This is a genomic window from Nocardioides montaniterrae (assembly GCF_054782655.1).
Genome location: NZ_BAAGSB010000001.1, coordinates 520,257 through 532,494 on the forward strand (window position 1 = coordinate 520,257; position 12,238 = coordinate 532,494).

11 protein-coding genes are annotated in these 12,238 nt (G+C 71.2%); 6 read left to right on the forward strand and 5 right to left on the reverse strand.

Annotation, left to right across the window (positions count from 1 at the left end; all coding sequences use genetic code 11):
- Nucleotides 1-951, reverse strand: a complete 951-nt coding sequence (locus ACYVJ3_RS02795; RefSeq protein WP_460850959.1) for a Ppx/GppA family phosphatase — start codon at nt 949-951, stop codon at nt 1-3.
- Between the two features lie 40 nt (nt 952-991).
- On the opposite strand from ACYVJ3_RS02795, the gene ACYVJ3_RS02800 reads away from it, so the two are divergent.
- The 3 genes from ACYVJ3_RS02800 to ACYVJ3_RS02810 all read left to right on the forward strand — a co-directional run bounded on the left by ACYVJ3_RS02800 (nt 992) and on the right by ACYVJ3_RS02810 (nt 3,214).
- Entirely contained in the window at nt 992-1,768 is a 777-nt protein-coding gene (locus tag ACYVJ3_RS02800; RefSeq protein WP_460850960.1) for a hypothetical protein, read from the forward strand.
- A gap of 76 nt (nt 1,769-1,844) precedes the next feature.
- Nucleotides 1,845-2,483, forward strand: a complete 639-nt coding sequence (locus tag ACYVJ3_RS02805; protein ID WP_460850961.1) for a VOC family protein — start codon at nt 1,845-1,847, stop codon at nt 2,481-2,483.
- A complete protein-coding gene (locus ACYVJ3_RS02810) occupies nt 2,408-3,214 on the forward strand; it encodes a class I SAM-dependent methyltransferase (RefSeq protein ID WP_460850962.1) in 807 nt (268 codons plus the stop codon). Before ACYVJ3_RS02805 ends, ACYVJ3_RS02810 begins: the two co-directional genes overlap by 76 nt.
- Here ACYVJ3_RS02810 and ACYVJ3_RS02815 read toward each other — a convergent pair.
- Nucleotides 3,153-4,313, reverse strand: coding sequence for an NAD(P)/FAD-dependent oxidoreductase (locus tag ACYVJ3_RS02815; RefSeq protein ID WP_460850963.1), 1,161 nt, complete (start codon nt 4,311-4,313; stop codon nt 3,153-3,155). The genes ACYVJ3_RS02810 and ACYVJ3_RS02815 overlap by 62 nt on opposite strands.
- Nucleotides 4,314-4,395: 82 nt before the next feature.
- Between ACYVJ3_RS02815 and radA the strand changes: the two genes are divergently transcribed.
- Together radA and disA are read left to right on the forward strand one after the other, a co-directional pair.
- Complete coding sequence (gene radA / locus ACYVJ3_RS02820; protein ID WP_460850964.1) at nt 4,396-5,853, forward strand: DNA repair protein RadA; 1,458 nt, start codon at nt 4,396-4,398, stop codon at nt 5,851-5,853.
- Between the two features lie 9 nt (nt 5,854-5,862).
- On the forward strand, nt 5,863-6,942 hold the full coding sequence (gene disA / locus ACYVJ3_RS02825; RefSeq protein WP_460850965.1) for a DNA integrity scanning diadenylate cyclase DisA: 1,080 nt from the start codon (nt 5,863-5,865) through the stop codon (nt 6,940-6,942).
- A 223-nt stretch (nt 6,943-7,165) separates the two neighbouring features.
- Here disA and ACYVJ3_RS02830 read toward each other — a convergent pair whose 3' ends face one another.
- A complete protein-coding gene (locus ACYVJ3_RS02830; RefSeq protein ID WP_460850966.1) occupies nt 7,166-7,975 on the reverse strand; it encodes a hypothetical protein in 810 nt (269 codons plus the stop codon).
- A 65-nt stretch (nt 7,976-8,040) separates the two neighbouring features.
- Between ACYVJ3_RS02830 and ACYVJ3_RS02835 the strand changes: the two genes are divergently transcribed.
- On the forward strand, nt 8,041-8,904 hold the full coding sequence (locus tag ACYVJ3_RS02835; RefSeq protein WP_460850967.1) for an HhH-GPD family protein: 864 nt from the start codon (nt 8,041-8,043) through the stop codon (nt 8,902-8,904).
- Nucleotides 8,905-9,168: 264 nt separating this feature from the next.
- Here ACYVJ3_RS02835 and ACYVJ3_RS02840 read toward each other — a convergent pair whose 3' ends face one another.
- Nucleotides 9,169-11,688 carry an ATP-dependent Clp protease ATP-binding subunit gene (locus ACYVJ3_RS02840; RefSeq protein WP_460850968.1) on the reverse strand — a complete coding sequence of 840 codons (2,520 nt, stop codon included), beginning with the start codon at nt 11,686-11,688 and terminating at the stop codon, nt 9,169-9,171.
- Between the two features lie 163 nt (nt 11,689-11,851).
- The gene (locus tag ACYVJ3_RS02845) at nt 11,852-12,178 is read right to left on the reverse strand and encodes a histone-like nucleoid-structuring protein Lsr2 (protein ID WP_460850969.1); all 327 of its coding nucleotides are present in this window, start codon (nt 12,176-12,178) and stop codon (nt 11,852-11,854) included.
- Nucleotides 12,179-12,238 lie beyond the last annotated feature (60 nt).

Below are 12,238 nucleotides of genomic sequence, written 5' to 3' on the forward strand. Positions count from 1 at the left end.
TCACTCCTCGTCGGTGACGCTCAGCTTGTCGATGCGCTCGAGGATGACGCCCTCGCGCAGCGCCCACGGACAGATCTCGAGACGGTCCTCGCCGAAGATGTCCATGCACGCCTCGGCGACGAGCGCGCCCGGCACGATCTGGTGGGTGCGGCTCGGCGAGACGCCCGGCAGCTCGGCCAGCTCGGCAGGCGACATGGCGACCAGCTTGGGGATCCAGGAGCGCAGCTCGTCGAGCGGCAGCGCGCGGGGGGCGAGGGGGCCGTCGCCGGACGGCGCCGCCCCGCAGATACGGGCCAGCGAGCGGAACGTCTTGGAGGTCGCCGCCGCGCGGTGGGTGGCCCCCGCGCGCAGCACGTGGCCGGCGTCCTTGGCGAGGTCGGCCCGGATCTGGCGACGGATCGCCCGCAGGTCGGGCTCGTCGATCCGGGTGACGCTGCGGCCGTCGAAGTAGCGCTGCGCCAGCCGCGCGGCGCCCAGGGGCAGGGACTGCGCGACGTCGGGCCGCTCGTCGGCACCGGCCGCGATCTCCAGCGAGCCACCGCCGATGTCGAAGACGATCAGTCGGCCGGCGGACCAGCCGAACCACCGGCGTACGGCGAGGAAGGTCAGCCGGGCCTCGTCCTCACCCGAGAGCACCGGGATGTCGACGCCCGTGCGCTCGCGGACGTGGGTGAGGACGGCGTCGGAGTTGCCGGCGTCGCGAACCGCGGAGGTCGCGAAGCTGAGCATCTCCTCGCAGCCCTTCTCCTCGGCCACCACGAGTGCCTGCGCGGTGAACGCGGCGAGCGCGTCGATGCCGGTCTGCGAGACGTCGCCGTCGGGGTCGAGGTGCTCGGCCAGGCGCAGCGGCTCCTTGTAGGAGTACGCCGGCAGCGGGGCCGCGCCGTCGTGGGCGTCGACCACCAGGAGGTGCCCGGTGTTCGAGCCGATGTCCAGCACACCCAGCCGCATGGGACCCACGATAGTGCGGGCCTCGCACTAGGGTGTGCCGGTGCCTGAGGTCGACCTGGATTTCCCCCGTGCCTACGTGGAGTTCGTCAATCCTGATGACCCGTCCGAGCGGATGCGCTGTGACCTGACCTGGTTGACCTCGTCGTTCACCTGCATCTTCGGAGGCGGCTGCAAGGGGATCTACGCCGACTCCCCCGACGTCGGCTGCTGCACGCTCGGCGCGCACTTCTCCGGCACCGAGGACGAGGACCGGGTCGCCGGGTTCGTCGACCAGCTCACGCCGGAGCAGTGGCAGTTCCACCCCGCCAGCTCCTCAGGGGGCCGGTCGGTCAAGCGCAAGGACTGGGTCGAGAAGGACGAGGACGGCGAGCGCAAGACCCGCGCCCACGAGGTCGGCGGCCAGCGCGCCTGCGTCTTCCACAACCGCGACGACTTCGCCGCCGGCTCCGGCTGCGCGCTGCACCTGCTCGCGCTGCAGCAGGGACGCAACCCCCTGGAGACCAAGCCGGACGTGTGCTGGCAGCTGCCGATCCGGCGTACGTTCCGCAACGTGGAGCTGACCGACGGGACGGCGTACACGGAGGTCTCGATCGGCGAGTACGACCGCCGCGGCTGGGGCGTCGGCGGCCACGACCTGGACTGGTACTGCTCGGGCAACACCGAGGCTCACGTCGCCATGGAGCCGGTCTACCTCACCAACGAGGCCGAGCTGGTCGCGCTGATGGGACAGGCGGCGTACGACGAGCTGGTCCGCCACTGCGAGGCGCACCTGCGTTCGCGGTCGGCTCTCGCGCTGCACCCGGCCGATCCGCGCTAGGTAGCGCGTCGTCTCGACATCAAGAGACCCGACCCCCGATGTGTGAGCCGGGCGACCTCGGGTCAAGAATGTCGACATGCGCCTGGACCACCTCTCCTACGCCGCCGGCCCTGACGGCCTCGCCAAGACCGCCGAGCGGCTGGGCGAAGCACTCGGGCTCGAGTTCGTGGACGGAGGCGTGCACCCGCGCTTCGGCACCCAGAACCGCATCCTCCCCCTGGGCGGCGGCACCTACATCGAGGTCGTCGAGGCGCTCGACCACCCGGCCTCCGAGAAGGCCGCCTTCGGCCAGGCCGTCAAGGCCCGCTCCGCCCTCGGCGGCGGCTGGCTCGGCTGGGCCGTCGCCGTGCCCGACATCTCGGTGCATGCCGAGCGCCTCGGTCGCACGCCGGCGCAGGGCAGCCGGCACCGCCCCGATGGTGTCGAGCTGCGCTGGCACCAGATGGGCACCAGCGGCCTGATCGCCGACCCGCAGCTGCCCTTCTTCATCCAGTGGGAGTCCGGCCCCGAGCTGCACCCCTCGGCCGGTGCCGACGGCTCGGCCTCGCTGGCCGCGCTCGAGATCGCCGGCGACCCGCAGCGGGTCAGCGAGTGGCTCGGCGAGACCGTCGAGGCGCCCCTCGAGGACGTCAAGGTCGAGTGGGTCGCCCCGCACGGCACCCCGGGCATCCTGGCCGTCCAGGTCCAGACGCCCAACGGCCTGGTCCGGATCTGACCCTCCCCGCGGGCGCGATCGAGAGCCCCAACATCTGGCGGCACACCTCGACGTACGAGATCGAGAACCGGGCCGCCGACCCCGACGGTCGCCTCTGGGCCGCCATGCGGGCGCGGGCGTCCTGGGACGACCGGGTGGTGCTCGACCTCGGCTGCGGCACCGGCTTCCACCTGCCGCTCTTCGCCTCCACCGCGCGCCGCGTCATCGGCGTGGAGCCGCATGCGGGACTGCTGAAGGTCGCGGGTCGGCGTACGCGTGCGTTGTCGAACGTGTCGCTCTCGGTCGGCACCGCACAGGCGATCCCGCTGCCCGCCGCGAGCGTGGACGTGGTGCACGCTCGCTGGGCCTACTTCTTCGGGCCGGGCTGCGAGCCGGGGCTGGCCGAGGTCGCGCGCGTGCTGCGGCCGGGAGGGGTGGCGTTGGTGATCGACAACGATGGCTCACGGTCGACGTTCGGGGCGTGGTTCCGCCGCGGCTACCCGCACCTGCCCCCACCGACCGAGATCGAGCGGTTCTGGACCCTGCAGGGCTTCACCCTGGACCGCGTCGACATGGGCTGGCGCTTCGAGTCGCGCGAGGACCTCGAGGCGGTGGTGCGGATCGAGCTGAACGCTCCGACCGCCGAGCTGGCGCTCGCGCACCACGAGGGCGTCGAGGTCGACTACGCCGTCAACCTGTGGTCTCGATCGGCCGGAACCGCTGTCCGACCAGGGCGCGCAGCTGGTCGTTGACGTCCCAGATGCCGACGTTCATCGCGGCGGTCACGACGTCGTTGCGCAGCCAGTAGGCGATGAACTTGTCGTTCTCGAGGTCGCCGCGGATCTCGACGACGTCGTCGGGGGCCGCGTGGCCGACGTACTCCATCGAGAGCTCGAACTGGTCGGTGAAGAAGTACGGCGCCCAGTCGTACGCCGCGTTGCCACCGAGCATGTTCCGCGCGGCCAGCTCGCCCTGCCGCTTCGCGTTGTCCCAGTGCTCCACGCGCAGGGGGCCCAGGACGGTGTGCTCGGCGCGGGCGACGTCGCCGGCGGCGTACACGTGCGGCGCGGAGGTGCGCAGGTGCTGGTCGGTGACGATGCCGTTGTCGACCCGCAGGCCGGCGTCCTCGGCGAGCCGGGTGTCGGGGGTCGCGCCGACGGCGAGGACGACGAGGTCGGCGTCGATCCTCCCCTCTGTCGTCGTGACGCCATCGGCGTCGATGCGCTCCACCTTGACGTCGGTACGGACGTCGACCCCGTGGCGCCGGTGGATCTCGACCAGGTGCTCGGCGAGCTGCTGACCGAGGAGGTTGCGCAGCGGGAGGTCGGCGGCCTCCAGCACGGTGGCCTGCGCCCCTCTGCTCCTGGCGGCGGCCGCGAGCTCGAGGCCGATCCAGCCACCGCCCACCAGGACCAGGTGCTTGCCCTCGGTCAGCTGGTCCTTGATGTTGCGGGCGTCGGTGATCGTGCGCAGGACCTGGGCGGTGTCGGCTCCCGGGATGTCGATCCGTCGCGGGCTGGCGCCGGTCGCGAGCAGCAGCCGGTCGAACGGGAGGACGTCGCCGTCGGCGAGCGCGACGGTGCTGCTGGCGACGTCGATCGCCGTCGCGGTGGTGGCCGTGCGCAGGGTGACGTCGTGGTCGGCGTACCACTGCGCGTCGTGGGTGAGCGCGAACTCCTTGTCGTCGATCAGGAGGTCCTTGGAGAGCTGCGGGCGCTCGTACGGCGGATCCGGCTCCTTGCCGACGAGGGTCACGCCACCGGCGTACCCCTCGGCCCGGAGGGCCTCCACGGCCTTGGCGCCGGCGAGGCCCGCGCCGACGACGACGATCTGCTCGATGTGGTCGGTCATCCCTCCATCGTTGCTCGCCGGGGCGCCGAACCGAAGCGGCCCGATCCCCAGCTGTGTCGGTGGCCTCGCCTAGCGTGTGCGCATGGCTTCGACCAAGGCTCCTCGCTCGACGTTCCGCTGCGCCGAGTGCGGGTGGACCACGGCCAAGTGGGTGGGCCGGTGCGGCGAGTGCCAGGCCTGGGGCTCGGTGGCCGAGCAGGCCACGGTCGCCGCCGGCGTCGGAGGCCGTACGCCGGCCACGGCCGTGACCGCCCCCGCGGTGCCGATCGGGAAGGTCTCGGCCGATCGCGCCGTGCACACCAGGTCCGGGGTGGCCGAGCTCGACCGCGTGCTCGGCGGTGGGCTGGTGCCGGGCGCCGCCGTGCTGCTGGCCGGCGAGCCCGGCGTCGGCAAGTCGACCCTGCTGCTCGAGGTCGCCGCCCGCGTCGCCGAGCAGGGGCAGCGCACGCTCTACGTCACCGGTGAGGAGTCCGCGGCGCAGGTGCGGCTGCGGGCCGACCGGACGGGCGGCGTCCACGACGAGCTCTACCTCGCCGCCGAGACCGATCTCGGCGCGGTGCTGACCCATGTCGAGCAGGTGCGGCCCTCGATGGTCGTGGTCGACTCGGTCCAGACCATCGGCGCTGCCGGCGTCGACGGCGTGCCCGGAGGCGTCACCCAGGTGCGCGAGGTGGCACAGGCGCTGGTGCGCGTCGCGAAGACCCGCAACATCTCGATCGTCATGATCGGCCACGTCACCAAGGACGGCACGATCGCCGGCCCACGCGTGCTCGAGCACCTCGTCGACGTGGTCCTGCACTTCGAGGGCGACACCAACTCCCGCTTCCGCATGCTGCGCGCCGTGAAGAACCGCTTCGGCCCCGTCGACGAGGTCGGCTGCTTCGACCTCGGCAGCGACGGCATCAAGGCCGTCGAGGACCCAACCGGCCTCTTCGTCGAGCGCCACCACTCCCGCGTGCCCGGCACCTGCATCGCGGTGACGATGGAGGGGCGACGGCCCATGCTGGCCGAGGTGCAGGCCCTCGTCACGATGTCGCCCACCGACCGGCCCCGGCGTACGACCTCGGGGTTGGACGGCTCGCGCCTGGCGATGGTCCTCGCGGTGCTGCAGCAGCACTGCGGGCTCGCGTTCCACCAGTTCGACGTCTTCGCGTCCACCGTCGGTGGGGCGAGGCTGACCGACCCGGGCAGCGACCTCGCGCTCGCCGTCGCGCTGGCCTCGGCCCACATGGGCAGCCCGCCGCCGGCGGGGGTGGTGGCGATCGGCGAGATCGGCCTGTCGGGTGAGCTTCGCCCCGCACGCGACGTCGACCAGCGCATCGCCGAGGCGTCCCGACTCGGCTTCAAGGTCGCGATCGTGCCGGCGACCGGCACCGATCGACGTTCGGTCAAGGAGCGGCGGGTGGCCGACATGCGAGTCATCGAGGCGCCCGATCTGCTGCAGACGCTGGCCGGTCTGCGGATGTCGCGGATCCAACCGCGCGGTCCGCGCGACGGCGAGGTTGTCCAACTCGCTGAGCGTCGTGACAGCGATCGCTAGAGTCTGCCTGTGATCCCCGACAGCAGCGACGAGATCCGGCTGCGGGAGACCCTCGCCCTGATCGCGCCCGGCACCGCCCTCCGCGACGGGCTCGAGCGCATCCTGCGCGGCCGCACCGGCGCGCTGATCGTGCTCGGCCACGACCGCGTCGTCGAGCAGATCGCCAGCGGCGGCTTCCAGCTCGACGTGCCCTTCACCGCCACCGGCATGCGCGAGCTGGCCAAGATGGATGGCGCGATCATCATCGACAGCGACCTGACGCGGGTCATCCGCGCAGCCGTCCACCTGATGCCCGACCCGAGCATCCACACCGAGGAGACGGGCACCCGTCACCGCACGGCCAACCGTGTCGCCAAGCAGACCGGCTTCCCGGTCATCTCGGTGTCGCAGTCGATGCAGATCATCGCGGCGTACGTCGGAGAGACCCGCCACGTGCTCGAGGACTCCGGTCAGATCCTGTCGCGCGCCAACCAGGCACTGGCGACGCTGGAGCGCTACAAGCTCCGTCTCGACGAGGTCTCCTCGACCCTGTCGGCGCTCGAGATCGAGGACCTCGTCACCGTGCGCGACGTCGCCGTCGTGGCGCAGCGCCTGGAGATGGTCACCCGGATCGCCCGCGAGATCGAGGACTACGTCCTCGAGCTCGGCACCGACGGCCGCCTGCTCTCGCTGCAGCTGGAGGAGCTGGTCACCGGTGTCGATCAGGAGCGCGAGCTGATGATCCGCGACTACGTCCCCTCACGGAAGCGCAGCCGCGAGCCCGGCGACCTGCTCGACAAGCTCGGCGAGCTCTCCGCCACCGAGCTGGTCGACCCGGGCTCGGTCGCCAAGGTCCTCGGCATCGCCGGCGGCGAGCACCTCGATGGTGCCATCGCCCCCCGCGGCTACCGGCTGCTGGCCAAGGTCCCGCGTCTGCCCGCCGCCGTCGTCGAGAACCTCGTCGACCACTTCGGCACCCTGCAGAAGCTCCTCTCCGCGGGCATCGACGACCTCCAGGCCGTCGAGGGTGTCGGCGAGCTGCGGGCCCGATCGGTCCGTGAGGGCCTGTCCCGCCTCGCCGAGTCGACGATCCTCGAGCGCTACGTCTGAGTGCCGCCGCGACCGAGCTTGCGAGGTCGCGGATCAGGCGCCAGGTCGAGTAGCGGCGCCGCCGAGGAACGAGGCGGCGACCCGCGTATCGAGACCCGGTCGCCGACTCACCGCATCACCCGCAAAGGGCCGCCGCGAGCGCCACTCGCGACATTCTGCGGTCCAAACAACCCTGCCAGGTCGGTTTCGACACGCCGCTGCTCAACCAACGACGAGAACAGGCTCAGTCGGCGTTGTTCGGGTCGACGGCCGGGCGACGCCGCGGCTCACCGGTGGGCGATGCGGTGGCGCCGGCCGTGGGGTTGGCCCGCGGAGTGACGGACGGGGTCGGCGTGGCCGGGGCGGTCGCGGCAGAGGGAAGCACGAGGTCGAAGGCCGCGTGGGCGGGCGGACCGCCGAGCGCGGCGGCCCAGAGCATCATGTGGCCGGCCTTGGCCCACGGGCTTCGGGCACGGCAGCCCTCGGTCGAGACGTGGCCGTTCCAGACCATCGTGACGATCGTCGGCACCACGTTACGGATGACCACCGATCGGGTGGGCAGCTCGCGCGCGCACTGCTGGCTGGTCCAGATCGCCTTGCCGCCCCTGGTGATCTTCACGGCCAGGGTCTGCGGCGTCATCTGCCAGGTGCAGGCCGGGTTGGTCCGCGTCTGCAGCGCGAAGCTCAGGGTGACGTTGCCGCCGGCGACCGCTCGCGGGACGGACGGCACCACATTGATGTCGCTCGGCGAGCAGCTACCGCTCGGAGCCGCGAGCACCAACGGCGCGGTCGAGGTCTTCACCGCCGTCGGAGTGCTCTTCGGCGGGACCACGCCCGTCGTCGCCCCAGCGCTCGGAGACGCGGACGGCGTCGGGGTGATGGCGGCACCAGCCTGCTGCGCGACCGGGTTCTTGGCCGAGCCACCGGAGCCGCCGACCAGGTGCGCGAACACGAAGATCAGGACCAGACCGCCCACCGCGAGGACCAGACGACGACGCCAGTAGACCCCCGGCGGCAACGGACCCTTCGGGGACAGGGTCTTGCTTGCCGACATGGCATCCACGCTAATGAGCCGGACCCGCCGATCTGCGGACCCGCGCCGGGAGGCACCATGCAGGCATGCACGCGCTCGTCACACCGATCCTCGATTGGTACGCCGGCGCCGCCCGCGAGCTGCCGTGGCGTGGACCCCAGGCGACGGCCTGGTCGGTGATGGTCTCCGAGCTGATGCTCCAGCAGACGCCGGTCGTCCGCGTCCTCCCGGTGCACGAGGCCTGGATGGAGCGCTGGCCGACACCGGCGGCCCTCGCGCAGGAGCCGAGCGGCGAAGCGGTGCGCGCCTGGGGTCGCCTCGGCTACCCGCGTCGTGCGCTCCGCCTGCACGCCGCCGCGCAGGCGATCCTGGCCGACCACGGCGGCGAGGTGCCGAGCACGTACGACGAGCTGATCGCGCTGCCCGGCGTCGGCGACTACACCGCCGCCGCGATCGCGTCCTTCGCGTTCGGCCGCCGCCAGGTCGTGCTCGACACCAACGTCCGGCGGGTGCTCGCCCGCGCGCTCTCCGGCGTCGAGTTCCCGGCCCGCTCGGTCAACAAGGCCGAGCGCGACCTCGCGGCCACGGTCCTTCCCGAGGACGCACCGACCGCTGCCACCTGGTCGGTCGCGGTGATGGAGCTGGGCGCCCTCGTCTGCAGCGCCGCCCGGCCCCGCTGCGACACCTGCCCCGTCAGCGACCTGTGTGCCTGGAACCGGGCCGGCCGCCCGGCGTACGATGGACCTCCCCGGCCCGTGCAGACGTACGCCGGCACCGACCGCATGGTCCGCGGCAAGCTGCTCGCAGTGCTGCGCGACGCCGACGGCAGCGTGCCCAAGAGCCGCCTCGACATGGTCTGGGAGGACGACGTGCAGCGGGAGCGCTGCCTGGGCTCGCTGCTCGCGGACGGCCTGGCCGCCTCCGACGACGGCTTCTACCGGCTGCCTTGATCCGGCCACGGCCGGGCGATCCGGAGCGACGCTCATCGCGTGGGACGGCCTCAGCGCCCGCGACGCCGCGCAGGTCGACGAGGAGCGCACGTCCCTCAACGGCCACTCGCCTTCCGGGCCACCAACACCGTCACCCAGGCGGTCGACTCCGTGCCCGCGGAGGTCAGACGAAGCGCCGTGGATGCGTGACCTCCCGCGGAACGCCAACGGGTGGGCTGGGTGTCACGAGATGACACCCAGCCCACCCGTTGTGGTCGAAGCAGATCAGCCCTCCGACGGGTCCGGCACCGTCTCCAGCGGCGGGAGGTCGGGCAGCTCGCTGACCTTCTGGCCCTTGAAGGTGAAGGTCGCAGCCGCGCCCTCGCCCTCGACGCCGACCAGGATGATCTGGCCGGGGCCGACCTCGCCGTACAGCATCTTCTCGGCCAGCACGTCCTCGATCTCGCGCTGGACGGTACGACGCAGCGGGCGGGCACCGAGGACCGGGTCGAAGCCGCGCTCGGCCAGGAGGTTCTTGGCCGCCTGGGTGAGCTCGAGCTGCATGTCGCGATCCTTGAGGCGGACCTCGACGGCGGCGATCATGTTGTCGACCATCGCGATGATCTGCTCCTGCGACAGCGGCGGGAACACGATGATCTCGTCGACGCGGTTGAGGAACTCGGGCCGGAAGTGCTGCTTGAGCTCGTCGGAGACCTTCGCCTTCATCCGGTCGTAGGAGCCGGCGGCGTCACCCGAGTTGAAGCCCAGGCCGACGCTCTTGCCGATGTCCCTCGAACCGAGGTTCGTGGTCATGATGATGACGGTGTTCTTGAAGTCGACCACGCGGCCCTGCGAGTCGGTCAGGCGACCTTCCTCGAGGATCTGCAGCAGGCTGTTGAAGATGTCCGGGTGAGCCTTCTCGACCTCGTCGAAGAGCACCACGGAGAACGGCTTGCGGCGGACCTTCTCGGTGAGCTGGCCGCCCTCCTCGTAGCCGACGTAGCCCGGAGGCGAGCCGAACAGCCGCGAGACGGTGTGCTTCTCGCCGAACTCGGACATGTCGAGCTGGATCAGCGCGTCCTCGTCGCCGAACAGGAACTCGGCCAGGGTCTTGGACAGCCAGGTCTTACCGACACCGGAGGGGCCGGCGAAGATGAAGGAGCCGCCGGGACGCTTGGGGTCCTTCAGGCCGGCACGCGTACGCCGGATCGCGCGGGACAGCGCCTTGACGGCCTCGTCCTGCCCGATGACGCGCTTGTGCAGCTCGTCCTCCATCTTGAGCAGCCGGGTCGACTCCTCCTCGGAGAGCTTGACGATCGGGATGCCGGTGGCGACCGCGAGGACCTCGGCGATGAGCTCCTCATCGACCTCGGCGACCTCGTCCATGTCACCCGAGCGCCACTGCTTCTCGCGCTCGGCCTTGGCCAGGATGAGGTTCTTCTCCTCGTCGCGCAGGCGGGCGGCGGCCTCGAAGTCCTGGCCGTCGATCGCGCCCTCCTTGCGCTGGCGCACGTCGGCGATCTTCTCGTCGTACTCACGCAGGTCGGCGGGCGCGGTCATCCGGCGGATGCGCAGGCGCGAGCCGGCCTCGTCGATGAGGTCGATCGCCTTGTCGGGAAGGAACCGGTCGGAGATGTAGCGGTCGGCCAGCGTCGCCGCCGAGACCAGGGCCTCGTCGGTGATGGTGACGCGGTGGTGCGCCTCGTAGCGGTCCCGGATGCCCTTGAGCATCTCGATGGTGTCCGCGATGGACGGCTCGGGCACCTGGATCGGCTGGAAGCGGCGCTCGAGCGCGGCGTCCTTCTCGAGGTACTTGCGGTACTCGTCGAGGGTCGTGGCGCCGATCGTCTGCAGCTCGCCGCGGGCCAGCATCGGCTTCAGGATCGAGGCGGCGTCGATCGCGCCTTCGGCCGCGCCGGCACCGACGAGGGTGTGGATCTCGTCGATGAACAGCACGATGTCGCCGCGGGTCTTGATCTCCTTGAGCACCTTCTTCAGGCGCTCCTCGAAGTCACCGCGGTAGCGGGAGCCGGCGACCAACGCACCCAGGTCGAGGGTGTAGATCTGCTTGTCCTTGAGCGTCTCGGGGACGTTGCCCTTGACGATGTCCTGGGCCAGGCCCTCGACGATCGAGGTCTTGCCGACACCGGGCTCGCCGATGAGGACGGGGTTGTTCTTGGTACGCCGGGACAGCACCTGCATGACCCGCTCGATCTGCTGGTGGCGACCGATGATGGGGTCGAGCTTGCCCTCGCGGGCGTCCTGGGTGAGGTTGCGGCCGAACTGGTCGAGCACCAGGCTCGACGACGGCGCGTCGGTGCCGGCACCGGTCGTCGCGCCGGCGGTCTGCTGGCCGGACTCCTTGCCCTGGAAGCCGGAGAGCAGCTGGATGACCTGCTGGCGCACGCGGTTGAGGTCGGCGCCGAGCTTCTGCAGCACCTGGGCGGCCACGCCCTCGCCCTCACGGATGAGGCCGAGCAGGATGTGCTCGGTGCCGATGTAGGAGTGGCCGAGCTGCAGCGCCTCGCGCAGGGACAGCTCGAGCACCTTCTTGGCGCGCGGGGTGAAGGGGATGTGGCCGGACGGGGCCTGCTGGCCCTGGCCGATGATCTCCTCGACCTGCGCGCGCACCGCCTCCAGCGAGATGTCGAGCGACTCGAGCGCCTTGGCGGCGACTCCCTCACCCTCGTGGATCAGGCCGAGCAGGATGTGCTCGGTCCCGATGTAGTTGTGCGACAGCATGCGGGCCTCTTCTTGGGCCAGCACCACGACGCGTCGCGCACGATCGGTGAACCGCTCGAACATGTTCGTTCCTCCAGACTCCGGGGTCACTACGGAGACAACCCGAGAAGCAGCCTACGCGTTCCCGGATGCCACATCCCGGGCGTGCGCTCACAGCGAACACGCCAGGAAAAAACGAGTCGGTGGCCACCGACGAGGTCGGCGGCCACCGGCAGCGCGGGTTCGATCAGCTGGCGGCGTCGAACGCCTCACGGATCTCGGCGGGGATGCGGCCGCGCTCGGGCACGTCGTACCCGTTGGACTTGGCCCACTCGCGGACCTCCTTGGCAGAGGCGCCGTCCCCCGAGGACGCCTTGGTCGTACGCCGGGCCCCCGCCCGGCCGACCTTCCGCGCGTTGCCGACGTAGGCCGCGAGGGCATCGCGCAGCTGGGCCGCGTGCTCGTCATTCAGGTCGATCTCGTACGTCGCCCCGTCCAACCCGAAGGTGACGGTCTGGGTGGCGTCGCTTCCGTCGATGTCGTCCACCAGGACGATATTGACCTTCTGAGCCATTGGCTTTTACTCCTATTGAATTCGGCGCTGATAGTCGGGACCCGATTTCCGACCCCGCAC